At 70.2% G+C, this 255-nt stretch carries 1 protein-coding gene; it reads left to right on the forward strand.

Translation table 11 applies throughout. The features are described 5' to 3' along the window. Positions 1–255 (forward strand): pyridoxal-phosphate dependent enzyme (locus AB4Y44_RS42735; protein WP_368702850.1); only part of this gene is annotated, 255 nt, incomplete at both ends.

Genomic DNA, 255 nt, shown 5'->3' on the forward strand with positions numbered 1-255 from the left:
ACCTCTCGGCGCGCCTGCGCAACGCCGTGTTCCTCAAGCGCGAGGACAACCAGCCGGTGTTCTCCTTCAAGCTGCGCGGCGCGTACAACAAGATGGCCCATCTCTCGCCCGCGCAGCTCGAGCGCGGCGTGATCACCGCCTCCGCGGGCAATCACGCGCAGGGCGTGGCGCTGTCGGCGGCGAAGCTCGGCGTGAAGGCCGTGATCTGCGTGCCGGTGACCACGCCGCAGGTGAAGGTCGATGCGGTGCGCGCCC

It is taken from the genome of Paraburkholderia sp. BR10937 (assembly GCF_040965695.1).
GTDB lineage: Bacteria > Pseudomonadota > Gammaproteobacteria > Burkholderiales > Burkholderiaceae > Paraburkholderia.